This is a genomic window from Halobacillus litoralis, assembly GCF_009856355.1.
In the GTDB taxonomy this organism is placed as follows: Bacteria; Bacillota; Bacilli; order Bacillales; family Halobacillaceae; genus Halobacillus; species Halobacillus litoralis_B.
Window position 1 is genome coordinate 710,471 of sequence record NZ_WMEW01000001.1, and the last position, 24,602, is coordinate 735,072.

Genomic DNA, 24,602 nt, shown 5'->3' on the forward strand with positions numbered 1-24,602 from the left:
AAAATCAATTTGTAGCATAACTTTTTGCCAGAACACTTCCTTCATCCGCAACCAGCGTGATTTCGCTGTCCGGAGAAGGATCACCGATCACGGCTCCATCCTCGATCACCGTTCCTTTGGATATAATGGCCCGGTTGATGGTGACATTTCTGCCGATTTTAACATCCGGCATAATGACAGAGTCTTTGACAACAGAAGATTCACAAACGTGGACACCGTAGAAAATCACCGATGTATCCACTCGGCCGTAAATCCGGCAGCCTTCATTAATCAACGCATTCTTCACCGTAGCCGATGGAGCAATATACTGCGGCGGCTGGTTTGGGTTTTTCGAATAGATCCGCCATCTGGAATCACTAAGGTTCAATTCAGGATTTCTCTTAAGCAGGTCCATGTTGGCTTCCCACAGGCTGTCGACTGTTCCGACGTCCTTCCAATAACCTTCAAAGGTATAAGCCATCATCTTTTTATAATCGTTAAGAAGAGTTGGAATGATGTCCTTTCCGAAATCATGGGAGGAATCCTCTTTTTCCGCATCGTCGATCAAGTACTGCTTCAGGACATCCCAGCGGAAAATGTAGACACCCATGGAGGCCAGGTTACTCTTCGGATATTCAGGTTTCTCATCAAATTCCGTAATCTTTCCATTATCATCTGCGTTCATAATTCCGAAACGGCTGGCTTCCTCCCAGGGAACCTCAATGACAGATATGGTTACATCCGCATCTGTTTCCTTATGATAGTCAAGCATCGCGCCGTAATCCATCTTATAAATATGATCGCCGGAAAGGACAAGTACGTGCTCCGGATCATACTGGTTCAAGAATTTCAGGTTGCGGTAAATGGCATTGGCCGTTCCTGTATACCAACCACCGCCTTCAGACTCCATAAATGGAGGAAGTACAGAAACACCTCCGAATTTGCGGTCCAGGTCCCACGTATCCCCGATGCCGATGTAATCATTTAAAATAAGCGGTTCGTACTGGGTGAGTACGCCGACCGTATCAATGCCTGAATTTGTACAGTTGCTGAGCGGAAAATCAATGATCCGGTATTTACCGCCGAAGTATACAGCAGGTTTAGCAATCTGTTTCGTCAATGATTTCAGTCTGGTTCCCTGCCCACCAGCTAGAAGCATCGCTACACATTCTTTATTTTTCATGATTCTCCTCCTTGGATTACTGATGTTCTTTTCAGGAAGCTCACACCGAGCGGGGGAACCGTCATGGTGATATGCTGGTTCTGACCCTGCCATGGAGAGGATACGGTATCCAGCGGCAGACCGTTTCTCTGCCCGGAACCACCAAAGTGCTCCGCATCACTCGAGAATATTTCCTCATATGAGCCTTGTTCCGGCACTCCGACTTTATAATCGTGGTAAACCTCTGGAGTGAAGTTGCATACAATCACTAGTTGATCGTTTGATGTCCTGCTGTTCCGTACAAAAGAAATAATGCTCTGCTCATAGTTATTCGGATCGATCCATGTGAAACCCTCTGCCTTGTGATCAAGCTCCCATAACGCAGGCATATCCTGATACAGCTGATGAAGCTGTTTCGTGTACTCCAAAATGGAGGCGTGGGAGTCGTAGTCCAGCAGTTCCCAGTCCAGGTCCTCTAAATCCTTCCACTCATCGAATTGTCCGAATTCACCCCCCATAAATAGAAGCTTCTTACCGGGATGGGCGTACATATAAGCCAGAAATGCACGCAGGTTGGCGAATTTCTGCCAATAGTCGCCCGGCATTTTATTTAGCAACGATTTCTTTCCATGGACGACTTCGTCATGAGAAATCGGTAATACAAAGTTCTCGGAAAAGGCGTAATGAAGAGAAAATGTGATTAAATTATGATGGTACTTACGGTGGATCGGGTCCATTTCCATATACTTGAGCATGTCGTTCATCCAGCCCATGTTCCACTTGTAATTAAACCCGAGGCCCCCGATATGTGTCGGTGCACTGACGAGCGGCCAGGACGTTGATTCCTCCGCCATCATGAGCGTATCCGGTACCTCTTCAAAAACGGCTTTATTCATTTTCCTTATAAAATCGATCGCCTCAATGTTTTCCCGACCGCCATATTCATTCAGCTCCCACTCGCCATCTTCCTTGCCGAAGTCGAGGTAAAGCATACTGGCTACAGCGTCAACGCGCAGACCGTCCAGGTGGTATTCTTTCAACCAGTACACCGCATTTGAGATGAGAAAGCTCTGTACTTCACTTCTTCCAAAGTCAAACGTAAGCGTTCCCCACTGCGTTTTCTCGGCTTTGCTCGGGTTGGCATATTCGTAAAGCGCCTCCCCATCAAACCTGCGCAGACCGTGCTCATCCTTACAGAAGTGGCCGGGAACCCAGTCCAATATGACACCGATTCCAGTTTTGTGACATTGATCGACAAAGTATTTGAAATCATCCGGGGTGCCGTAACGGGAAGTGACGGAAAAGTATCCAGTCGCCTGATATCCCCAGGAGCGGTCAAATGGGTGCTCGGTCATCGGAAGAAGTTCGATATGGGTATAGCCGAGCTCTTTCACATAAGGAATCACCATATCTGCATATTCCCGGAAGTTGTAAAATACCTCGGGCTCTATGTACTTCCAGGATCCTAAATGAAGTTCATAGATCGACATTGGTGATTCATAGGGGTTACGTCCTTTCCGCTGGTTCATCCAGTCATGGTCGCCCCATGAATAATCATCCAGCGGGTAGACAACCGAAGCGGTATTCGGACGAAGTTCACTTGAAAAAGCATAAGGGTCAGCCTTCAAGCGCAGGTGTCCGTGAGGAGTTAAAATCTCGTATTTATAAAGCGCCCCTTTTTCCAAGCCCGGAAGAAAGGCGATCCATATGCCGTTGTCATTGATTTTTTCCATTGGGTTTTCCCGTCCGTCCCAGTCATTGAATGGACCGACGACACTCACCTGAACGGCGTGCGGAGCCCAGACAGCAAAACGGATGCCCTGCTCCCCGTTTCTCGTATCCGGATGGGCCCCCAGCAGTTTGTGGCTGTACCTGAGATTTCCCTCATGGAATAAATAAATATCATGTTCTAAAGATGTATCCTGGACCACACAATCACTCCTCGTCTAAATATCAAACTTTCTGCCCAGACCTTCTGCAGATCAACAAATTCGGAAACGTTTGTTATCTCCTATATTCATCATAAAATCACTAGTATAGATTTACAATTACAATTCATTAAAATATTCTGAAAAGTTTTGTCGGAATTTGTCGAAGAGCCGTAGTTTCATTACTTTTGCAAAATTAATATTAAAAATCCTCATTTAGTAAACGCTTACATATTCTGCTGTATTCCCCGCCTCGTAAATAGAAAAACCAAAGATTCTCTGAGTCTATAGCCCCCCGCCTTTCTCTTCTATGAAAGAATGGCAGATATTTTCTTTTTCAGAAGCGTTTCAGAAAAAAAGAATAGTGGTATAGCTTTTACAAACCGAATTTAAGAGAGGTGGAACGAGATGTCATTAGCAGGACTTGGACTACTCATCATTGCAGTTGCATTTGCCTTCATCAGTATCTTTGTCGTAAAAACATTGAAGACAGCGTCCAATACGATGTCCAGTGTTTCCAATACCCTGGAGAAAGTAGAGGGACAGATTCAAGGCATCACATCGGAATCAGAAAGCCTGTTGAAGAAAACCAATGCCATGGCGGCTGACCTTGAAGAAAAAAACCAGAGCATCAACGGACTGATGGATGCCGTCAATAATGTCGGCTCCACAGTAGGAAATGTGAACAGCTCCCTTCAGGGGGTTTCAGAAAGTGTGGCCCACGCTTCCCACGAGCGCAATGAGAATGTGATAAAAGCGATGCAGTGGGGCGATGCAGCCATTGATTTATATGTAAAATGGAAACGAAAGAAAGTAAAGGAGTGAGGTTGGCATGGATTTTCTAGGAATCGGCGTACTTATCATCGGAATCGCGTTTGCTGTAGTCTCTATTTTTCTTATTAAAGCTCTAAATAACCTGGCCGGTGTTTTAAGCGGTGTCCGCGAAACAGTGGATCAGCTGCCGGAACAACTGGACTCCGTCATGAAGGAAACCACCGGGGTTCTGCATAACAGTAATGATACGCTGGCCGATGTGAATGAAAAGATCAAAGCATTGAGCCCGTTATTCTATATCGTTGGAGATATTGGTGAATCCTCCAGGAAACTCACCTCCTCTCTTGTAGATATGACCTCCTCCCTGAAGAATACCACCCATGAAGGAGAGCAGAAAATCAATGAAGAAGGCTGGCGGGGTATCTATGGGGCGCTAGCCATGACCTATTACCTGTCCCAGAAAAGAAAAGCGCTTAAATCAGCAGCCCAGCTGGATCGTACGACGTCATGAAGGCTCTTGAATGGCTATCAGGATTGACGGCAGGAGCTCTGACAGGTATTTGGATCAACTCCCTCACGCGTGATCCCTCCATTGCAAAAATGAAGATGGAGCGTAAAAAGGGCGAGTTTTACCAGACAGGAAAAATTCAGTACGAAGACATTCAGACCGCCAGGGAAACGATGAGGAATGAAGCTCAAAAAAATACAATGGTAGAAAGGTGATTCAATTATGACAACTCAACAGACGACTAAAAAAAGCGGGAGCAAAAAGCTTCCCATCGCAATCGTAACCGGAGCTCTTATCGGAGGAGCAATCGTACTTGCCAAAGATCCTGAACAACGCCGCCGCTTGAAAGAAGGCTCCCGCTCTAAGAAGGATTCTGTAGCGGAATACGCTTCCGAAGTGAAAGAAAATCCATCTGAGAAAAAAGACGATCTTGTTACACGCGTCCGTAACATCGTCAATATTGCATCTGAAGCGGCTGCCACGGTGCAGGAGGTCTTTAATAACCAGGGGAAAGAAATCACAGATAAAGTGAAGGATATTAAAGAAGAGTCTGAAGAAATTGTTTCCACAGCTAAGGATGCCGGCGAAGAACTTCAGGAAGTTGGAGACAAAGCCAAGGAAGCGAAAGATGAGCTTTCCAGCGATGAAGAAGATCAGACCAATCAAACGGCAGGCAAGACCTTTACTCCATCCAATACTCAGGACAACGTTACAGAAATGAATACACGCTCTTAATCAAAAAAGTCCCCGAGGCCGCTGAGCTCCGGGGACTTTTCTATGTGCATGGAGTACTTCTATTTGGCCTGCTCTGATCATTTCCCCATTTCCTCCCACCAGGCGGCAGTCTACCCCTCAAGGTGGTTCTTCATTTTTGTCAGCATCTCCTGCATCTGGATGACCTCTTCTGGTGTAAGCGCACGGGTCACCTCATTTTCCAGATCATAACGGATATGCTGAAGCTGCTCCTTCCGTTCTTTTCCATAAGAAGTCAGGTAGATCAATTTCGTTCGGGCATCCTTTTCAATCGAAGCTTTATAGACAAGGTCTTTCTGAATTAGAATATCGATCAATTTAGACAGCGAGGAGGCTTTGATTCCCAGCTCTTTTTGAAGATACGACTGCGTCACCCCGTCCTTCTCATAAAGAACGAACATCACATTCACATGGGAAACGCTCAGATCTTCCTTCTGCAGTCTTTCGTTCTGCAATTGTTTGATGGAGTGGGATATTTTCTGGATTTGATAACCAATATCCTCATTATGAGATTCATTCATCACGTTCACCCTTTCTGATCCCATTTTAGCATAGAATGTTTTCATTGAACGACCATTTAATTAGTTTCCTAACTAAAATTATGTTACGATGATATCCGAATCATTCAAGGAGGTATGTAAAATGAACACATTATCCAAGACAGGGGTATTCGCTTTAATGATGGCGGCGAGCCTGACCGTTATGGTCGGCAGTGCCATCACCCCTGCCCTGCTCGATATATCCCGGCATTACAACATGGAGAACTCCGCTGCCTGGCTGACGACACTGCCCTCGCTCGGGGTTGTCCTGTTCGCTCCACTTGCCGGTAAATTCATCGATAGGGCCGGTCCTTACAAGGCTTTATGTACAGGACTGATTTTATATGGAGCATTCGGTATCACAGCCATTTGGCTGGACGGACTCGTGATGGTCCTGGGTGACCGGATTCTCCTCGGGGGAGCAACGGCTGTTGTGATGTCTTCGGCCACGGGACTGCTTGCAGAATTTTTCGAGGGGGAGCAGCGCCTGAAGATGATGGCCCTTCAGGGCATGTCCATTGAAGCGGGAGGTATCATCTTCCTGAGTATCGGAGGCATTCTCGGAAGTTTCGGCTGGCAGTTCCCATTCCTGTTGTATCTTCTCGGCTGGATCGCTCTCGTTTTTCTTATTTCCTTTGTCCCCTTCCCAAAAAAGGAGACCATGCCAGAGGAAGAAACAGACGGTGCTGCCTCTTCCGAGAAGATCTGGCCCGTCCTGTTATCCGCGATGCTCGCCATGACGATCTTTTTTGTCACGATGGTCTCTGTACCGTTTTACCTGGCCGAGCACTTTAACATGACTTCCACAGGAACCGGATATTTCTTAGCGATGATCTCTCTTGTCGCCGTCATCTCCGCCAGTCAGATGCCTAAGGTGGTCAATAAAATCAGTGACTATTCCACGCTGATGGCCGGATTCTTTTTATTCGGCAGTGGGTATCTCATACTGGGGCTCAACCAGACGTCCCTCCTGCTCGCTGTCGGTGCGGGGATCCTGATTGGTTTCGGGTTTGGGTTTACGATTCCTCTCGCCAACCATATGACGGTGGAGAAAAGCAGCGTGTCCAATCGCGGACAGAACCTCGCGTACTTTTCTTCCGCTGTTTTCCTTGGCCAGTTCTTATCCTCTTTTGTAGACAGTATTTCCAACGACCTGTCCATCGTCTATCTTCTGACGGCTGCAGCAGGGATGTTGATCAGCGCTGTTTATTTTATAACTTTGAAAAAAGTGCGCACCGCTGTGCAGGAAAACTGATCGTGGATCTATGGAAATCCTGAGGAAAGCGCGGCGGTAACACCTGTACTAAAACCCAGGAACTTTTTCTACTTTAAGAGGCCTGTCCATGGATGGACAGGCCTCTTATTTATGCGTCGCCCTTATAGCCAAGGCGGGCACGGTCGATATATTCATCCGGTTCAGCGCCGAATTCTGTACTGTGATTCTTAAATTGAGCCAGGCGGCCGTTACGGTGCTCACCGTGACTCCTGCGTTCCTTGAACTGCCGGTCGTGCTTTTTGTCCTTTTTGCTCATCCCAATCACCTCATACAGGCTTAAGTGTTACGCCCTTAGTTTGGGAAAAGGATGGACAGCTTATGCATGGTGAAGAACGGTGGAATTCCCCCATTTCTCCAAATGCTTTCGGAATAACGCCATGACTACAAGGTGGGCTTTCGCCTGTGTATACTTATAGAAAAACCAGGGCAGGGAAGGCATATAGTCGTGAATCGCTACGATGGCTTCCTGCCGGCCCGGGATTTTCCTGAATTCCAGGCGTCCGCGCACATTTTTCCCGCTGTCAGCAAGCATACCTCCGGAAATGTAATACAGCGCCCGGTCCTCGGTACTCCGCTCTTTCGCATACTCGAAGGACAAAAGCGGAGACTGATTAAAGATGATCCCGATCTTACAGCAGTTGTCTTCATCCACTTCGGTTTTCACCCATGGGTTGAGTGTGTTTTCCAGCCATTTCACATAGTAACGTCCGACCCAGTCGGCGTCATACCCCTCTGGAATCGGAATACGCTGCACAGACCGGACATCCTGCTGCATCGGCTGAAACATCGGAAGAGCACTCTTACCTTTTTTATTCTCTTCTTCCTTTTCGAGCGCCTCTCCAGCTGCCTCCTCAAAAGAGATGCGTCCGTCACTTAACCCTGCGACTTTATTCTTTTGTCGGGTAACCATAGGGTGGGTCAGGCTTTCTATCAGAGGATAGACCATTTCTTTGGATGAACCCGTCACAAGACGCACCCACAGTTTGGAAAGTTCAACGGTCAGAAAAGGAACGTTCACGGTGAGCGGCTTTCTACCCATGACAGCAGCCGTTCGTTTCATCATCATCTCATAGGTCATGACATCCGGACCGCCTACATCGACGGGCCGCCCCTTCACCTCTTCATTATCAATGCTGCTGTCGAGGGCATGAAGCACATCCGGAAGAGCAATAGGCTGGGTTTTCGTCCGTGTCCACTTCGGAAGAATCATAAATGGCAGGCGCTTCACGAGTTTCTTCAGGATCGGGAAAGAAGAGCCCTTCGGCCCTACAATCAAACCGGCACGGATCGTAGTCACCGGTACGCCGTAGGCTCCGAGGATTTCCTCCACTTCCAGACGGCTCTTCAAGTGCCTGGACAGATTCTTTTCCTGCTCTGGAATGATGCCGCTCAAATAGATGATCTGGCGGACCCCCTGTTTCTTTGCAGCCTGGGCAAAATTATCAGCTAAAATAACGTCCATATCCTCAAATTTCCCCTGGGTCAGCTTAGCAGAAGGCAGCATGGAATGAACGAGGTAAACTGCAATGTCAGCCCCTTTGAGGCCTTTTTCAGCATCCACCATCGAGTAAAGGTCACAGGAACGCCACGTCACCTGCTCCTCATCTTCCTTTTGATCACCGCTCCTGGATAGAGCGATGATGTCGGCATGCTTTCTCAACTTTCCCATCAGGTTCTGTCCTATATATCCACTCGCTCCGGCAAGCGCAATGACCGGTCTTTTTTCTGCCATCATCGTCACGTCCTTTCGGTTATAGTGTCCCTGTACCCGGTCTGTCCTCACTCTTAACCCTTCAAGAACGTATATAAAAAAGGTGAACCGCCCACACAGGCGGTCCCCCTTCTCACGCTGTCCAGATTCGCATCCGATTTTCCCACTCTGGAAAGAGAATCGACTTTTATCTTCCCTGAATGAATAAGCAAACCAACATTGTAGAGACACCCTTCCGCGCCCCCCCTCGTGTTACGTGGAGCGTTCAGCGGTGACGCCTGCGGGAACAGCGCGAGCCGAAGATCCACTGGATCCAGTTAGCTAAGGCCGTGCCCGCGGCAGGCATCCACCGATAAGCGGAGCGTGCCCATCACTCTTATGTGCAGATCGTTCACGACCTTAGTGCTGACTGGTAACGTTTGTAGTAGTGTTCGACGTTATTCAAAAGCAGGAGTTCTGTATAAAGATAGGCTTTCATATTGAAATCCTGGAAATCGATCGTCGTCATTTCCTGAATCTGCTTGATCCGGTAATTGAGTGTATTGGGATGGATAAACAGCTCGCCGGCCGTCTGCTTTCCTTTCCCGTTGTTAGCGAGATACGTTTCAAGCGTGAGCAGCAGCTCCGTCTGCTTATCCATATCATTTTTCATTAAGGCCAGCAGGTCTTCGCTGTAGTAATCCTCGGAGCTGTTTTTTTCATAAAGGGCAGCAAGATACCTGTACAGACCGAGCGTCGCAAATTCCCGCGGCATCGTTTCCGGGCGCGGGTTAATGAAGTTGGCGGTTTCAATTACTTCGAGTGCTTCCAGAAAGCTTTTTCTCATTAAGGATAACGTTGTATACTCCTTGCCGACGCCAATCAGGAAATGATAAAACGCTTCTTCGCCTGTTTCTTTTTTCACTTCCTCAATAAAATCCCTCGCTGTTGCTCTGGATGAAAAGCGGTTATCCGCTCTCCCTTCCACGAGCAGAATAAGCTGGAATTCCGTTTTCAGCACATACATCGGCCGGGAAATCCGGAAGCGGTGCACCGTTTGTAAGAGGTCATCGAGCATGCTTTTGTACTGCGGAGCGGTCACCGAAAAAACGACGACCGAAAAACGCTCCGCCAGATTCAGCTTGGCCAGGCCGGCTTCATGGCGGAACTGGCTTTCGCTGCCATATTCATGCTGCAGCAGCTGCCAAAGCAGCTCCTCTTTCCGGCCTTCCTTGGCGTTATCCCTCATAAACTGATCATAAATCAGCTTTCCAATATGATTCGTGATGTCCTCAAGGAACTGAAAGTCCGTATCATCCAGCAGCTGGTCGGCTTCCTGGACCCAGACATACCCCATCGTATGATTCAGGTGTCTTGCTGCCACGACGACACGCTGCTGGAAGCCAAGCTCTTCCATAGGATGGACACGGATCGGATCCGGCTGCATTTCCAGACGCTGGACAATGCCTTCTTTCTTCAGGCGGTCGATAATAAAGATCGGACATTTCTTGGAGAGGATGGTTTTCTGCTGGGTTTGATCGAAATCATCATGGGTCGAGCTGTAGGCGATCAACTCAAAGTTTTTGTTTTCAATAATTACAGGCTTACCCAGTTTGGAGCTGAGTAACTCCGTCGCTTTATGGATATCTTCCGCCTGCAGAATCCTATCTTTAACTTCCATGGGAATCCTAACCTTTCTCAATAGGCTGAATGGTTTCATTCGTTACCCTCCATTATATCGGTTGTCATTGGAAAGAAAAAGAAAATCGCCAAAGGTTCATGGAAAAGACCGGACTTCCTTCAAATAAAAAAGGCTCCCCGGAATGGAGAGCCTTTATGAACATGGTTTAATACTTTTCGGAGATTGTTTTTGCCTGCATATGAAGGGCAATGTAATCCGGTCCGCCGGCTTTGGAGTCGGTACCGGACATCTTGAATCCGCCGAACGGCTGGTAACCGACAATCGCACCGGTGCAGTTGCGGTTGAAATAAAGATTTCCGACGTGGAAATCGTATTTCGCTTTTTCAAGGTGGGCACGGTTATCGGAAATCACGGCTCCAGTCAGGCCGTATTCCGTATTGTTGGCAATTTCAATCGCTTCATCAAAGTCTTTCGCTTTTGTAAAGCAGACGACCGGTCCGAAGATTTCCTCCTGCTGCATACGGGAATTCGGATCAAGATCGGCAAAGATGGTCGGGTTGATGAAGTACCCTTTGGAATCATCGCCTTTGCCGCCTGTTACAAGACGACCTTCTTCCCTGCCGACTTCCATGTAACTCATGATCTTGTCATAAGCGCCTTGATCGACGACAGGACCCATGTAGACATTTTCTTCAGAAGCGTTGCCGACCGTTAATTTTTCAGTAGCTGCTTTGACTTTTTCCAATACTTCGTCATACACATCTTCGTGAACGACCGCACGGGAGCCTGATGAGCATTTCTGTCCGGAAAAGCCGAACGCCGAAACAACGATCGCATCGACAGCTGTATCAATGTCTGCCTCTTTGTCAACGACGACGGTATCCTTCCCGCCCATTTCAGCAATGACCTGCTTCAAATGATTCTGTCCCGGCTGGCGGACAGAGGCACGTTCCATGATACGCAGGCCGACATCACGGGAGCCTGTAAAGGAAATCAAGGCTGTCTTTGGATGATCGACGAGATAGTCGCCTACTTCACCGCCGCTTCCTGGAACAAAGTTCAGCACGCCTTTCGGAAGGCCGGATTCTTCCAATACTTCTACGAACTTGGCAGCAATGACGGCACTGTTACTGGCCGGCTTCATAACGACTGTGTTACCAGCTACAAGCGGAGCAACGGTTGTACCTGCCATAATAGCAAGAGCCAGGTTCCAAGGCGGGATGACGACCGTCACGCCGATCGGCTGGTAAACATAGCGGTTTTCTTCACCTGGGCGGCTTTCCACTGCTTTTCCTTCTTTGAGTTCAATCATCTGGCGGCCGTAATACTCAAGAAAATCGATCGCTTCGGCTGTATCTGCATCAGCTTCCTTCCAAGGCTTACCGACTTCATAAACGAGGTAGGAAGAGAACTCGTGCTTACGGCGGCGGATCTTGGAAGCAGCCCGAAAAAGAATTTCAGCACGTGCTCTTGGGTCCCATTTTCTCCAGTCTTCAAAAGCGTCGGACGCAGACTGAACGGCTTTTTCAGCAAGATCTTGATTCGCTTTCGAGATTGTACCTACAACCTGCTTTGTATTCGCGGGGTTGGTGGATGTAATCGTGTCGTCTGTCCGGACACGCTCTCCGTTAATCAGAAGGTCATGGTGCTGCCCCAGCTGCTCCTTGACCTGCTTCAATGCATCTTCAAAGGCTTTCTTATGCTCCTGTTGTTCAAAATCCGTGAATGGTTCGTGTTTGTAAGGCTGTACCATATGATAATTCCCCTTTCTGATTGTGTGGTTTTATTTAGAGAAAATCCCTTTGACGGCAAAGGCAATGTTGGCCGGACGCTCGGCTAGACGCCGCATGAAATATCCATACCAGTCCTCACCGTAGGGAAGATACACGCGTACTTTATATCCTTCTTCCACCAGATCCTTCTGCATTTGGTTCCGCATGCCGTACAGCATTTGGAACTCAAACTGTTCACGTGGAATATTGTGTTCTTCTGCGAGAGCTTTTGTATACTCGACGATCCGGTCATCATGACTGGCAACAGCTGTGTAATGACCGTTCAGAAGATTTTTCCTGATCAGGTGCTTCAAGTTGTCATCCACCAGCTTCTTCTCTGAAAAAGCCACTTTCGGTGATTCCTTGTAGGCACCTTTTACAAGACGAAGATAAGGGTCACAGTCATTCAAGGCATCCAGATCTTCATCAGAACGGTATAAGTAAGATTGAACGACCGTACCGAGATTCGGATACTTCTGCTTCAACTCTCTGTAAATATCAAGCGTTTCTCCACATCTGGAGGAGTCCTCCATATCGATGGTGACTGTAATGTCGTGCTTAGCCGCTTCTTTTAATATCAGGGACAAATTTTCGATGACGAGGTCCCGGCTGATATCAAGCCCGAGCGAAGTAAGCTTAAGGGACACTTCCGAACGGAGGCCTCCGGAAGCAATCTGCTGGATGGTCCGGATACACTCCCCGGCGCGGTCTCTCGATTCTTCCTCACAATCCACAAATTCCCCTAAATGGTCGACAGTGACCTCGAGCCCGTCATGGTTTAACTGCTGTATAATTGGAATTGCGTGGGAGAACGTCTCTCCTCCCACGATCTTGTCAGCCCCGAACTTAGCGCCAAAACGCTTTGCAAAGCGGTCTAACAGCTTGTTGTTGGAGAGGTATAAGAAAAAATTCTTGCTGATGGCTTCCAAGAACACCACACCCTTTCATCATTCTCCTATCGATTGCCATGCGGGCCGTTTAGGTGGAATGTCGTATTTTAATTGTTAAGAAAATTGTAACGAATAACGCTTACATAAAACAACGTGCGCCAACCACAAAGATAAGTACAGCAATTTAGTGTTTAAACACAATAGAATGGTTTTCAGATCTCATTTATTATATTAATAAAATAAATAAGACCCGCCGGATGAATCATTCCGGGGGTCTTATTCATTTTTACATTACGCTTTTTTCCAGTAAGCCGCTTCCTTATTGGAGCGGATCGGCGGGAACTGATCCCCGTTTTCCAGTTCGATATGTTTTTCGTCTTCGGTAACGTCGTTCTCACTGCCCCCATCAACTAACCCATCGAATTGATATGTTCCCTTTTCAGGTGCTTTTTCGCCAGTCTTAAAACGATCTGCCATCTTAAAAAACTCCTTTCAAAAAGTTGGTTGTTGTTGTGTACACATCCTTTATATATCACAGAAATTCCCATGATAAACATTTTTCTCATATAAAAATGTGTAAAAGTCTTACAATTATGAATCTCCTCTCTTAGGAATACTGAAGACGGATTGGTTTACATGGATACAGGCCGGGTAATACCATTCTCGTACCCTCTTCCTATGGGAGGAACTTAGAAAAAAAGGATGTGAACATCATGGAATTGTTTAACAATAAAGGGAAGACAGCCATTGTGACCGGTGGAGGCAGCGGAATCGGAAAAACAGCCGCCCACACTCTTGCCGAAAGCGGAGCTTCTGTCGCCCTGATCGGACGCACAGCAGAGAAAGTAGAAAAGGCTGCGGCTGAAATCAGCGAGGCGACCGGTTCTGAGGTTAAAGGTTATTCCGGCGATGTCACAAACACCTCCGACATCGAGCGTGTGGTCAAGACCATCAACAATGATTTCGGACAAATCGATATCCTTGTCAACAATGCGGGAACTGCCGCCTTTAAAGATATCAACAGCCTGACCGAGGATGATTGGGATACGGTCATGAATACGAATGCCAAATCCATCTTCTTCATGACTCAGGCCGTTGCCCCATATATGAAAGAACAATCGTACGGACGCATTATCAACACAGCGTCTGTCGCCGGTGAAGTGAGCCTGTCCTTCAGCTCTGTGTACGGCACAAGTAAGGCAGCAGCCATCCACCAGACGAAGCAGCTCGCCCTTGAGCTTGCGCCATACAACATTACGGTGAACGCCATCAGCCCATGGTTCTTCAAAACCGATTTGAACGAAGAGGCACTTGCCGATGACAGCTTCCGTTCTGCCATTGAAGATCGTTCTCCAATGAAGCGTCTCGGACAGCTGGAAGAGCTTCAGTCCTCCATTCTGTACCTCGCTTCTTCAGGTTCCAGCTACGTATCCGGCCAGAATATATTCATCGACGGCGGGATGACGTCCTACGGCTTGTAAAAAGAAGCGGAAAATAAAACTCGTAGAAACAAAAAGACTCTCCTCTGTGTATGCAAAGGAGAGTCTTTTTTCGTCCATTTGTTATTTCATGACAAGGACCGGACAGGAGGCCTGCTGGACGACTTTGCTGCTGACACTTCCGAGCAGCATCTTTTTCATGTTTCCGAGACCACGGCTTCCGATAATAATGAGGTCCATGTCGTGCTTATTGGCATAAGCAACAATCTGGACGGCGGCATTTTGTTTCACAGGGCTGACTACAACTTCTGTCATAACATCGATGTTATGGGCCTTGAATTCCTGTTTGAGTTCTTCCATTTCTGATTGAAACCGATCGGCCATTTCCCTTCCGAGGCTCTTGGACACGGCGGCATTTGTAGCAGGGCCGGTAGGTGTTACAACAGCCATCAGATGAATCTCACGCTGCGGAGCTTCTACTGCCTGCAGATTCGCTTCGGCTACAGCTCTTTTACTCATTTCACTGCCATCATAAGCAACAAGAATGCGTTTCGTAGTCATAGAAAAACCCTCCCGATCAAGATGGTATTCACACTTCCATCATACCACGTTGTAAGCGTTCACTTAAGTGTGTGGGTCTATTTTCTATCGGTTATGACCAAAATAATGGAAGAAACGTAATAAGGAGCTGACGATTATGAGCCGTTTTGATATTTTTATGCATTATTCCTATTCAGCCATCATGCTGATCGGTGCTCTCACCTTTTTCATATGGAGCCGGAAGCCGCGTGGCGTTTCCAAAGGGGAATATATCATCGCAATGATTATCCCCCTTTGGTCCGGAGCTGCCTACCTCTCCATCGCTCTTGGCCAGGGCGTTCTGCTGGAGCCGGATCAAACCATTTATTTTGCCCGCTACCTGGACTGGGTGGTCACGACTCCTCTTCTGCTGCTGGCGCTTTCGTTGACGGCCATGTTTTATGAATCGAAGAAGGATAAAGCCTTGATCGGCGGATTGATTACAGCGGATGTGTTTATGATCTTAACCGGACTGATTGCTGATTTTTCCAATGATACGCTTAAATACGTCTGGTATGCGCTCGGCCTGGCCGCTCTCGTCATTGTTTTGTATATCATCTGGTATCCCCTGCGGAAGCTGGCTGCAAGGAGCGGGGACGGGCTGAGTCGTCATTATAAGCAGATGGCTGCCTACCTGACCTCCTTCTGGGTGCTTTACCCGACCGCCTGGGTCCTCGGGCCCTCGGGTGTAGGAGCTTTTCAAGAAGTGATGGAAATCACAGCCTTTATCGTGCTCCCCATTCTCTCCAAGCTTGGATTTACACTGCTTGATTTGAAAGGGCTCCGTAAATTGAGGACCCCCGGTGTGGATGCCTGAGGATGTGTTTCACGTGAAACACATCCAAAAACCGGAAAACACCCATGACAAGTGTCATGTGAAAGTGCTGACGTTTATGTCTTCAGATACGTCTCCTTTTACTCTATTGTTAGAATTACGAATTACTACGAAGGAGTCGTTACGATGGATAAGGAGAAAGAAAAAGAGCTGAAGAAAAGCGTCGCCCGCTTTGCTGTACCAGATCGAAACGCCGGCATACGCCAGTTGATTAATACACTCGTTCCATTTCTAATCTTATGGATTGCAGCCTATCTAAGCATGGCTGTCTCCCCGTGGCTCGCTGCCGGACTGGGAGTTGTGGCGGGAGGTTTCGTCGTCCGCCTGTTTATCATTTTTCACGACTGTACCCACCAGTCCTTTTTCAAAAATAAAAAAGCCAACCGCATCATTGGTACGATTACAGGTATCCTGACGTTGTTCCCGTTTGATAAGTGGAAGCGGAGCCACTCCATCCACCATGCGACAAGCGGCAACCTCGACAAGCGCGGGACAGGTGATATCTGGGTAATGACCGTGGATGAATATGTACAGGCTTCATTTAAAGAACGTCTCATCTACCGTCTGTACCGCAACCCTGTCATCATGTTTGGTCTGGGTCCGATTTATTTGTTCCTCGTTTCCAACCGATTCAACCGTAAGGGAGCGAAGCGGAAAGAGCGTGTGAACACCCATGTGACAACAGCTGCTGCCGCATTGATTTACGGAATGATCATCTGGATGGCCGGATGGGAAGCATTTCTCATTGTCCAGCTCCCGATTCTCTATATATCCGGTGCCCTCGGTATCTGGCTGTTTTACGTCCAGCACCAGTTTGAAGATTCCTATTTTGAAGAGGAATCTGAGTGGAACTTTGTAAAAGCTGCTGTCGATGGAAGCTCTTATTATAAGCTGCCGAAAGTTCTGCAGTGGATTTCCGGGAACATCGGCTTCCACCATGTGCATCACTTGAGCCCGAGGGTTCCCAACTATGCACTGGAAAAAGCTCATGATGCGACACCACCGCTCCAGTACGCGACAACGATTACTCTGAAAACGAGTCTGGAGTCCATCAAATTCCGCCTTTATGACACCGAGAACAAAACGTTCCGGACGTTCAGGGAAGTCCAGCCGCTCCTGAAGACAAAAGAGAGCGCACCGGTCTCCCGCCGCATGCAGAATGAAAGTTGACTTTAAAGCCCATTCGTTGAGAATGGGCTTTTTCCTTCATGACAGCCGACCGATTTTCCAATATGCTAGACACAGGAGGTAGCGATCATGCAGAAGTGGTATCATATCATTCCAAAAAACACAGGACTAAGCATTTACGTCTGGATTATCTTTTGTATCCTGCCGTTTTTCTTCATCTTCCGGGCTTCTTCCATTTATGAGATCTTGACCGGGCTTATCCTTGTCTTCATTTTCTTTCTGGCCTATCGTTTTTCATTCATATCAGACAGTCGTCTCGTCTATCTCTGGGTGAGCGTTGAGATGGCTATCAGCCTCGGAATGACTGTGCTGTTCGGCTATATTTATTTTTCATTATTTCTTGCTTTCTTCATTGGAAACATCCGTCAATTCGGAGGATTCCTTGCCTTATACATTGTTCACCTGACTCTGACGCTTGCTACGATTGCCTACACCTTTGTGCAGCAGCTGGATTCCATTTTCCCGAACCTTCCGTTTATCATTATTACTGTCATCGGGGTCATTCTGCTGCCGTTCACCGTCCGTTACCGCAATCAGCAGCAGGACCTTGAGAATAAGCTGGAAGACGCCAACCAGCGGATTTCCCAGCTCATGGTGATTGAAGAGAGGGAGCGGATTGCCCGTGACCTGCATGACACACTTGGTCAGAAGCTGTCCATGATCGGGTTGAAAAGTGACCTTGCCGCCAAGCTGATGACCGCTAAGCCTGAAAAGGCAAAAAAAGAAGTCGAGGATATCCAGCACACGGCCCGCAACGCTCTTAAAGAGGTCCGGGAGATGGTTTCCAACATGAGAGGAATGAAGCTGAAGGATGAATTGATCCGTGTGCAGCAGATCATTGAAGCTGCGGAAATGGAATTCACCTATGAAGGGAACCTTGGGAAGACCGCTATTCCGGTTTTAACTGAAAACGTCCTCAGCATGTGTCTGAAGGAAGCCGCCACCAATATCGTCAAACACAGCCGTGCCACTCGTTGTCACGTCCAGATTGAAGCCTCTTCCATGGAATTGACGGTCACGATTGAGGATGACGGCATCGGCCTTCCAGAAACGATGGACCCGTTCCAGGGTCACGGTCTGCAGGGGATGAGGGAACGACTGGAGTTTGTCAATGGACGGCTTGATTTGGAAAGTGAACAGGGAACGAAACTGACCCTGCATATTCCCACAGTCATTCAGCAAGGGAAAAAGGAGGAACTCTTATGATTCAAATTGTCATTGCCGAAGATCAGCGTATGCTGCTCGGTGCACTCGGTGCACTGCTTGATTTAGAAGAGGATATGGAAGTCGTCGGCCACGCCTCCAATGGCGAAGAAGCCTGCGGTCTTGTCCGCCGTCTGAAGCCGGATATCTGCATCATGGATATTGAAATGCCGGTCAAGGATGGCCTGGACGCTGCGGAAGAATTGTATGAGGAACCCTGCAAAGTGATCATCCTTACAACCTTTGCGCGCCCGGGTTACTTTGACAGGGCCAGGAAAGCCGGCGTCAGCGGCTACCTGTTGAAAGACAGCCCGAGCGAGGACCTGGCTACAGCGATTCGTAAAATTACAGCCGGCCAGCGCATCTTTGACCCGGAGCTCGTCGACCTTGCCTTCGCGGACCAAAATCCGCTGACAGAGCGTGAACGGGAAGTGATGCAGCTGATGGCGGACGGACGGAATACGAAGGATATATCCAAAGCATTGTTCATTACACCTGGAACAGTCCGCAACTATGTATCTGTCATTCTGGAAAAGCTGGAAGTCTCCAATCGAATTGAAGCCATCTCCAGATTCAAGGAAAAAGGATGGTATAAAGGACAGCGCTGACGCTGGAATACTTAGGAAACACCACAGAGAGAGTGTTTCCTTTTTTATGGGACAGACACCTTCAGTCCAGTTCCCGGAGTTCCTTAAAACGGAGGTAGACAAAAAGGACATACAGGGTAACGAGCACCGATCCCCAGGCCATGATCTGATGGATCGGCACCCCTGCCGCTAAAATGACGGATGTCAACGCGTAGCTGACCGGAACGAGGCCCATTGAAGCCAGGGAAACAAGCCCCATCACCCTTCCCATCATTTTATCTTCAATGAAACTTTGCAGGACGGACAGGACCGGGATGTTGCAGACGGACAGAAAAAATCCGAATACCACCAGACAGCCAAGGCTCAGCCACAACTCTTCTGTAAAGCTCAGGGCGAAAAAAGCACCACCGGCAAAGACTAGAGCAAGAAGACTCGTTCTTCCCCGTCTTTTCTTCACATTCAGGATGCCGAGCAGAACTGCTCCAAGCAGCATACCGCCCGCCAGACCAGCCTCGAGAAAACTGAAGTCGAGAGCCGTGCCGTTCAGACGCTGCTTCACAAAGAGCGGCAGCCCCATCGTCATCGGCCCTACCATAAACAGATTCAATAAAATGCTCATTCCGATAATCAGGGTAAGCACCCGGGAGTTTCTGACGTAACGAACACCTTCCTTGAAAGCATCCCAGAATGCTTCCTCCTCTCCTTCCGTTTCCTTCTCTTCCTCCACCTTCATAAGATAAATAAACAGACTTCCGGTAAACAGCATCACGGCTGTCACCGTGAATACGAGGGCATAGCTGCCAAGGGAAATGATCACTCCTGCCGCCATCGGGGCTAGAATGAACGACGTCTGATTGGTCATTTGAATGATTGAATTCCCACGGGTTAAATGATCTCTTGAGATGATCGATGGCAGAACCGCCCCCTCTGCCGCCCAGAAAAACGCATCTAAAATACCAAAGGCAAACGCAAAGCCCACGAACGTCCAAAGACTGATGTCACCGAATAAAAACCAGAAGACCAGTCCCGTTAACAGAACCCCCCGCGTGAAATCAGAGAGAAACATCAGCTTCGTCCGGCTGAACCGGTCAGCCACCGTGCCGCTGACGATCATAAAAACGAGACGCGGGATGCTTGCAGCTGTGTACAGCACGCCCAGAGAGGCTTCCAGCCCAAGGACATGAACGACATACCAGCTTTGCGTAAATAAAAAGAACGAAATACCGAAACTTGATAAAAGAGCCGCTCCCCAGAGCAGCAGAAAATTTCTGTTACGGAAAATCGAGGGCCCGGCTTCGGCAGCCGAGGTTTCAGATACTGCAGCAGACGCTTTCAACATGACGATCCCCACCTTTGGATAAGTTACTTCCAGTGTAGAGAATCGTGAGGGCTGTGCCGATGTGCCCGGGATGGATTTGACCTCCGCCTCCGGACGGATTTTTCACAAAAAGGACGGGCAGCCATTGGGGATCGGAGAGTATTTTTGTCGAATGGGATGATTTTAACGCTTCCCTGTTGTAAGTGGTCGTGAATTTTGGTACTATTTTTACTAACTAAATAGTTTCTTATTTCAAATTTTATTTGGAGTAAGGATAGAGGTGCAATGACAAGAGTACGCATGTGGAGGAGAATGAGATCCATCGAGGCATGCGGAAAGGGGAAATTGCCGAAGTGTACGGACTCTCATGGTCCTGAAGCTGGGTCTGATGCTGAACAGGCACAGAACTGTCATATAGGAAACTATATGGAGGGCTATCTTACGCAGGAACGGTATAAAGTTTCTACGGCAGCATCGAAGCCCTCGGTGCTGCCGTTTTTGATTTTACTGCCGTATGGCCCTCACCACCTCGAACGTACAAAATACAAGAAAAGGTGTGAGGTTAATGAATTTCGGGCAAGTACTGACAGCGATGGTGACCCCTTTTGACAACGATGAGAATATGGACCTGGAAGCAACGGGAGCTTTAGTCAACCACTTGATCGAGAACGGCAGTGACGGGCTGGTTGTCGGCGGGACGACCGGCGAATCCCCGACACTGACTACGGACGAAAAGCTGCAGCTGTTTGAGCATGTGGCAGCAGTGGTGGACGGCCGCGTACCGGTCATTGCCGGTACAGGATCCAACAACACCCGTGCGTCCATAGAGCTGACAAAGAAAGCGGAACAGACAGGCGTGGATGCCGTTATGCTTGTGACTCCCTATTACAATAAGCCTACACAGGAAGGTCTGTACCAGCACTTTTCAGCTATTGCAGCAGCCACTTCCCTTCCGGTCATGCTGTACAACATTCCAGGTCGCAGTGTCGTCAACATGGAACCGGAAACGATTGTCCGTCTATCCGAAATAGAAAACATTGTTTCGGTAAAAGAAGCCAGCGGCGACCTGGAAGCTGCGGCAGCCATCATTCGTGAAACAGACCGGGACTTTTCCGTATACAGTGGTGAAGACTCCAATACGCTGCCGTTTGTCTCAATCGGAGGCAGCGGGATCGTGTCCGTATCCTCCCACGTGATTGGGAATGAGATGCAGCAGATGATTCAGAGTTTCCGCGAAGGAGACGCCCCGTTTGCCGCGCGTCTTCATCAGAAACTGCTCCCTGTCATGGACGCGGTCTTCTCAGCCCCGAGTCCTTCCCCGGTTAAAGCGATGTTGAATGAAATGGGTGTTCACACCGGAGGCGTACGCCTCCCTCTCCTTCCATTAACGGAAGAAGAAACCGCCCGTGTCATGGAGATCTACAACCATCTTCAACCCAATGAAAAGCAGAAAGCCCATATGGTCGGTTAATTAAAAAAAGGCTGCCGGGAAAAGTTCCCGGCAGCCTTTTTTTGAGGTTTCTTATACTTCTATGGTCCAGCCGAAGCTGTCTTCTTTTCTTCCACGCTGAATGCCTGTAATCGTATCATACAGGTCCTGGGAGAGGGCGCCGATTTCGTGGTCGTTGATAACCATTTTCTTCCCGAGCCAGTTCAGCTCACCAACGGGAGAGATGACGGCCGCTGTTCCTGTACCGAACGCTTCTTCCAGTTTCCCCTGCTCATAGGCCTCATACAGCTCATCAATGGAAATGCGGCGTTCCGTTACAGGAATGTCCCACTTTTTCAGTACTTCAATGATCGATGTACGCGTAATCCCCTCAAGAATACTTCCGCTCAAGGCCGGCGTCACGATTTCCCCGTCAATTTTGAAGAAGATGTTCATGCTGCCGACTTCTTCAATGTAGCGCTTCTCCACACCATCAAGCCAAAGGACATCGGCACTGCCTTCCTCAGCCGCTTTCGCCTGTGCCTGATAGCCTGAAGAATAGTTACCGGCCGTTTTGGCCATTCCGGTTCCGCCTTTAACGGCTCTTGTGAACTGATCTTCCACATTGATTGTGACCGGCTTGATGCCGCCGGAGAAATATGGACCGACCGGGGACATGATGATCATCAGCTTATACGATTTAGACGGAGCGACAGCGAGGCTCGGTTCCGTAGCGATGATAAACGGGCGGATGTACAGCGAAGTCCCCTCAAATTCCGGCACCCAGTCCTTTTCAAGAGCGACAAGCTCCTTCAAATAGCCAAGCACCTCGTCTTCATCCACAGGCGGGATGCTGAGGCGGTCACCGGAAAGGTTGAGGCGCTCAAAGTTTTTTTCCGGACGGAACAACAGCACACGTCCGTCATCTGTACGATAGGCTTTCAATCCTTCAAATACGGTCTGTCCGTAATGGAAGATCATAGCGGCCGGATCAAGCGTCAGCGGCTCGTAGGGAACGATGCGCGGCTCATGCCAGCCCTTCGCTTCTTCATAGTCCATCACAAACATATGATCTGTGAACGTTCTTCCAAAAGGAATCTGCTCCGTTATGGGTTTTTCCTTTTTATAGGCGGCTTCAACGATGGGTAGGGACATAGGTAAGACTCCTTTTCGATTGGTTTCACCTGACATCGCAGGCAGAAATATTAGTACTCATTGTACGCTCTCCTTCAAGCAAATGAAAGAGGGAGATGCTGAAATGTTCAAAAAATTCACCGCGTTCACGCGTTACAAAGGGACCATGTGGAAATCCTCGTCTGTCTGCTATAATAACAAAAGGTAAATAACGGAAAAATGGGGTGTCATTGTGTTTGATGTGCTGTTGATTGAAGATGACCGGACATTGTTTCAGGAAATGCAGGAAAGGCTGTCCCAATGGTCATATGAGGTTCACGGTGTGCAGGATTTCGGCCGGGTGATGGAGCGGTTCACGGCGGTTGAACCTCAGCTGGTGATCATCGATATCCAGCTGCCGAAGTTCGATGGCTTCCACTGGTGCCGGATGATCCGGGAGCATTCCAATGTCCCGATCATCTTCCTTTCCTCCAGGGACCACCCGACGGATATGGTCATGTCGATGAACCTTGGAGCGGATGATTTCGTACAAAAACCGTTCCACTTCGAAGTATTGATCGCTAAAATCCAGGCGATCCTCCGGCGCGTGTACAATTATAATTCCGACGCCTCTGACTTGCAGATATGGTTCGGAGCAACGGTGGATTTTGAGAGGGGCCGCGTAACGGTGAACGATACGTCGATTGATTTAACGAAAAACGAAAGCTTCATCTTAAAACAGCTGCTGGAGAAAAAGAACAAGGTGGTCACCCGTGAAGAAATCATCCAAAAACTATGGGAGGATGAACGCTTCGTAAGTGACAATACATTAACTGTCAATGTAAACCGGCTGCGCAGACGACTGAACGAAATAGGTCTGGAACAGGTCATCGAAACGAAAGTCGGTCAGGGATATGTCGCAAGAGACGGAGCCGGCTCATGATCTTCACCTATCTGCGTGAACGGCTGAGCTGGATGCTGCTGTTTGGATTTCTGCAGTTTCTTGCCCTTCTCGTTGCGTATCTCGACCCATCGATTCCGTTCCGTGCTGTCATTTATTACGTGTTTTTATCCCTGATCATTTTCGTCCTGTTTCTTATCCTCCGCTTCCCGAAAGAAACCCGTTTTTATAAGCAGTTGAAAGAGCGGGACAACGATCTTGACCTGAGTACTTTTCCTGAAGCTGAAAGCCCTTTGGAGTCCATCATTGAAGCCGGCGTCCGGGAGCAGCTGGAACGGTTTAAAGCCGTGGCCGCCTACCATCAAGATCTTCTGGAGGAGGAGAAAGACGACCTGCTTGGCTGGATTCATGAAGTGAAAACCCCCATGACAGCCATGAAGCTGATGATTGAGGGGATTGAGGACTATCCGCTGCGCTCGCGGCTGACGTATGAATGGATGCGCATCCACCTCCTCCTCGATCAGCAGCTCCACCGGAAGCGGATCCCTTTTATTGAAAACGACTTATACATAGAGGAAACCGCACTTGAGCCTTTATTGTTCAGCGAAATTAAAACATTGAGGTCGTGGTGCATGCAGAAGGGCATCGGCTTTGACGTTGATCTCCCTCAGCCATCTGTACTGACCGATGCAAAGTGGCTGTCCTTCATCGTCCGCCAGCTGTTATCAAACGCCGTTAAGTACAGTCATTCCTCCGACATTATGGTGACAAGCGGCAGAAAAAATGGACGGTCTTTTCTTACGTTTGCTGATCATGGCAGAGGGATAGCACCGCAGGACATTCCGCGCATTTTTGAAAAAGGGTTCACGTCAACGACCGATCATGGCAATGAATCAGCGTCAGGAATGGGCCTTTATCTCGTTGACCGCATCCGCCGACCTTTGAACATCGAACTGGATGTTCAATCGCAGCCCGGCCAAGGGTCCATGTTCACGCTCTGGTTTCCGGAACCGAACACGTTCACTAAAATCAGACACAGTCGGGACCGTCCCCCACTTCATGGCGCAACGTGATACACTCATAGAGATTCTTTCCAG

General features: G+C 48.5%; 24 protein-coding genes and 1 riboswitch. Of the genes, 12 read left to right on the forward strand and 12 right to left on the reverse strand.

Going from position 1 to position 24,602, the window contains the following annotated elements; all coding sequences use genetic code 11:
- Window positions 1–4: 4 nt before the first annotated feature.
- Together GLV97_RS03260 and glgB are read right to left on the reverse strand one after the other, a co-directional pair.
- On the reverse strand, window positions 5–1,162 hold the full coding sequence (locus GLV97_RS03260) for a glucose-1-phosphate adenylyltransferase (RefSeq protein ID WP_202409705.1): 1,158 nt from the start codon (window positions 1,160–1,162) through the stop codon (window positions 5–7).
- Window positions 1,159–3,072: a 1,4-alpha-glucan branching protein GlgB gene (glgB, locus tag GLV97_RS03265; protein WP_160837284.1), complete on the reverse strand. Its 1,914-nt coding sequence runs from the start codon at window positions 3,070–3,072 to the stop codon at window positions 1,159–1,161. The genes GLV97_RS03260 and glgB overlap by 4 nt, the downstream gene beginning before the upstream one ends.
- Before the next feature lie 405 nt (window positions 3,073–3,477).
- Between glgB and GLV97_RS03270 the strand changes: the two genes are divergently transcribed.
- From GLV97_RS03270 to GLV97_RS03280, 3 genes are all read left to right on the forward strand, one after another.
- Window positions 3,478–3,894, forward strand: coding sequence for a DUF948 domain-containing protein (locus GLV97_RS03270; protein WP_160888986.1), 417 nt, complete (start codon window positions 3,478–3,480; stop codon window positions 3,892–3,894).
- A 7-nt stretch (window positions 3,895–3,901) separates the two neighbouring features.
- Window positions 3,902–4,354 (forward strand): DUF948 domain-containing protein, encoded by a 453-nt coding sequence (locus GLV97_RS03275; protein WP_160837288.1) that lies wholly within the window; start codon window positions 3,902–3,904, stop codon window positions 4,352–4,354.
- 219 nt (window positions 4,355–4,573) lie between these two features.
- A complete protein-coding gene (locus GLV97_RS03280) occupies window positions 4,574–5,086 on the forward strand; it encodes a hypothetical protein (protein WP_160837292.1) in 513 nt (170 codons plus the stop codon).
- Window positions 5,087–5,196: 110 nt separating this feature from the next.
- Here the strand turns inward: GLV97_RS03280 and GLV97_RS03285 are convergent, their stop codons facing one another.
- Window positions 5,197–5,625, reverse strand: coding sequence for a MarR family winged helix-turn-helix transcriptional regulator (locus tag GLV97_RS03285; RefSeq protein WP_160837294.1), 429 nt, complete (start codon window positions 5,623–5,625; stop codon window positions 5,197–5,199).
- Between the two features lie 121 nt (window positions 5,626–5,746).
- Between GLV97_RS03285 and GLV97_RS03290 the strand changes: the two genes are divergently transcribed.
- The gene (locus tag GLV97_RS03290; RefSeq protein ID WP_160888987.1) at window positions 5,747–6,898 is read left to right on the forward strand and encodes an MFS transporter; all 1,152 of its coding nucleotides are present in this window, start codon (window positions 5,747–5,749) and stop codon (window positions 6,896–6,898) included.
- Between the two features lie 109 nt (window positions 6,899–7,007).
- On the opposite strand, the gene GLV97_RS19750 is transcribed toward GLV97_RS03290, so the two are convergent.
- The 6 genes from GLV97_RS19750 to GLV97_RS03315 form a co-directional block, all read right to left on the reverse strand.
- Window positions 7,008–7,175: a hypothetical protein gene (locus GLV97_RS19750; protein ID WP_202410551.1), complete on the reverse strand. Its 168-nt coding sequence runs from the start codon at window positions 7,173–7,175 to the stop codon at window positions 7,008–7,010.
- A gap of 60 nt (window positions 7,176–7,235) precedes the next feature.
- Window positions 7,236–8,651: an NAD(P)H-binding protein gene (locus tag GLV97_RS03295; protein ID WP_160888988.1), complete on the reverse strand. Its 1,416-nt coding sequence runs from the start codon at window positions 8,649–8,651 to the stop codon at window positions 7,236–7,238.
- Between the two features lie 370 nt (window positions 8,652–9,021).
- Window positions 9,022–10,329 (reverse strand): PucR family transcriptional regulator, encoded by a 1,308-nt coding sequence (locus tag GLV97_RS03300; protein WP_237417274.1) that lies wholly within the window; start codon window positions 10,327–10,329, stop codon window positions 9,022–9,024.
- 127 nt (window positions 10,330–10,456) lie between these two features.
- Window positions 10,457–12,004 carry an L-glutamate gamma-semialdehyde dehydrogenase gene (gene pruA / locus GLV97_RS03305; protein WP_160841008.1) on the reverse strand — a complete coding sequence of 516 codons (1,548 nt, stop codon included), beginning with the start codon at window positions 12,002–12,004 and terminating at the stop codon, window positions 10,457–10,459.
- 30 nt (window positions 12,005–12,034) lie between these two features.
- A complete protein-coding gene (locus GLV97_RS03310; protein ID WP_160837794.1) occupies window positions 12,035–12,952 on the reverse strand; it encodes a proline dehydrogenase family protein in 918 nt (305 codons plus the stop codon).
- Window positions 12,953–13,204: 252 nt separating this feature from the next.
- A complete protein-coding gene (locus tag GLV97_RS03315; protein ID WP_027956040.1) occupies window positions 13,205–13,390 on the reverse strand; it encodes a YjzC family protein in 186 nt (61 codons plus the stop codon).
- 236 nt (window positions 13,391–13,626) lie between these two features.
- On the opposite strand from GLV97_RS03315, the gene GLV97_RS03320 reads away from it, so the two are divergent.
- On the forward strand, window positions 13,627–14,394 hold the full coding sequence (locus GLV97_RS03320) for an SDR family NAD(P)-dependent oxidoreductase (RefSeq protein ID WP_160888989.1): 768 nt from the start codon (window positions 13,627–13,629) through the stop codon (window positions 14,392–14,394).
- Between the two features lie 81 nt (window positions 14,395–14,475).
- Here the strand turns inward: GLV97_RS03320 and GLV97_RS03325 are convergent, their stop codons facing one another.
- Window positions 14,476–14,913, reverse strand: a complete 438-nt coding sequence (locus GLV97_RS03325) for a universal stress protein (RefSeq protein WP_160837304.1) — start codon at window positions 14,911–14,913, stop codon at window positions 14,476–14,478.
- Between the two features lie 136 nt (window positions 14,914–15,049).
- On the opposite strand from GLV97_RS03325, the gene GLV97_RS03330 reads away from it, so the two are divergent.
- From GLV97_RS03330 to GLV97_RS03345, 4 genes are all read left to right on the forward strand, one after another.
- Window positions 15,050–15,748, forward strand: a complete 699-nt coding sequence (locus GLV97_RS03330; RefSeq protein WP_160841010.1) for a bacteriorhodopsin — start codon at window positions 15,050–15,052, stop codon at window positions 15,746–15,748.
- A gap of 144 nt (window positions 15,749–15,892) precedes the next feature.
- On the forward strand, window positions 15,893–16,936 hold the full coding sequence (locus GLV97_RS03335; RefSeq protein WP_160888990.1) for a fatty acid desaturase: 1,044 nt from the start codon (window positions 15,893–15,895) through the stop codon (window positions 16,934–16,936).
- Between the two features lie 87 nt (window positions 16,937–17,023).
- Entirely contained in the window at window positions 17,024–18,160 is a 1,137-nt protein-coding gene (locus tag GLV97_RS03340; protein ID WP_160841012.1) for a histidine kinase, read from the forward strand.
- The gene (locus GLV97_RS03345; protein ID WP_160837312.1) at window positions 18,157–18,765 is read left to right on the forward strand and encodes a response regulator transcription factor; all 609 of its coding nucleotides are present in this window, start codon (window positions 18,157–18,159) and stop codon (window positions 18,763–18,765) included. Before GLV97_RS03340 ends, GLV97_RS03345 begins: the two co-directional genes overlap by 4 nt.
- A 61-nt stretch (window positions 18,766–18,826) precedes the next feature.
- On the opposite strand, the gene GLV97_RS03350 is transcribed toward GLV97_RS03345, so the two are convergent.
- Entirely contained in the window at window positions 18,827–20,083 is a 1,257-nt protein-coding gene (locus GLV97_RS03350) for an MFS transporter (RefSeq protein ID WP_160888991.1), read from the reverse strand.
- Window positions 20,084–20,329: 246 nt separating this feature from the next.
- Window positions 20,330–20,507: riboswitch (Lysine riboswitch) on the forward strand.
- A gap of 120 nt (window positions 20,508–20,627) precedes the next feature.
- Here GLV97_RS03350 and dapA point away from each other — a divergent pair.
- On the forward strand, window positions 20,628–21,533 hold the full coding sequence (dapA, locus tag GLV97_RS03355) for a 4-hydroxy-tetrahydrodipicolinate synthase (RefSeq protein WP_160837316.1): 906 nt from the start codon (window positions 20,628–20,630) through the stop codon (window positions 21,531–21,533).
- Between the two features lie 51 nt (window positions 21,534–21,584).
- Here the strand turns inward: dapA and GLV97_RS03360 are convergent, their stop codons facing one another.
- The gene (locus GLV97_RS03360; protein WP_160888992.1) at window positions 21,585–22,646 is read right to left on the reverse strand and encodes a branched-chain amino acid aminotransferase; all 1,062 of its coding nucleotides are present in this window, start codon (window positions 22,644–22,646) and stop codon (window positions 21,585–21,587) included.
- A gap of 211 nt (window positions 22,647–22,857) precedes the next feature.
- On the opposite strand from GLV97_RS03360, the gene GLV97_RS03365 reads away from it, so the two are divergent.
- Together GLV97_RS03365 and GLV97_RS03370 are read left to right on the forward strand one after the other, a co-directional pair.
- Window positions 22,858–23,547 (forward strand): response regulator, encoded by a 690-nt coding sequence (locus GLV97_RS03365; protein ID WP_160888993.1) that lies wholly within the window; start codon window positions 22,858–22,860, stop codon window positions 23,545–23,547.
- Window positions 23,544–24,578, forward strand: coding sequence for a sensor histidine kinase (locus GLV97_RS03370; protein ID WP_160888994.1), 1,035 nt, complete (start codon window positions 23,544–23,546; stop codon window positions 24,576–24,578). The genes GLV97_RS03365 and GLV97_RS03370 overlap by 4 nt, the downstream gene beginning before the upstream one ends.
- Window positions 24,579–24,602: the final 24 nt, after the last annotated feature.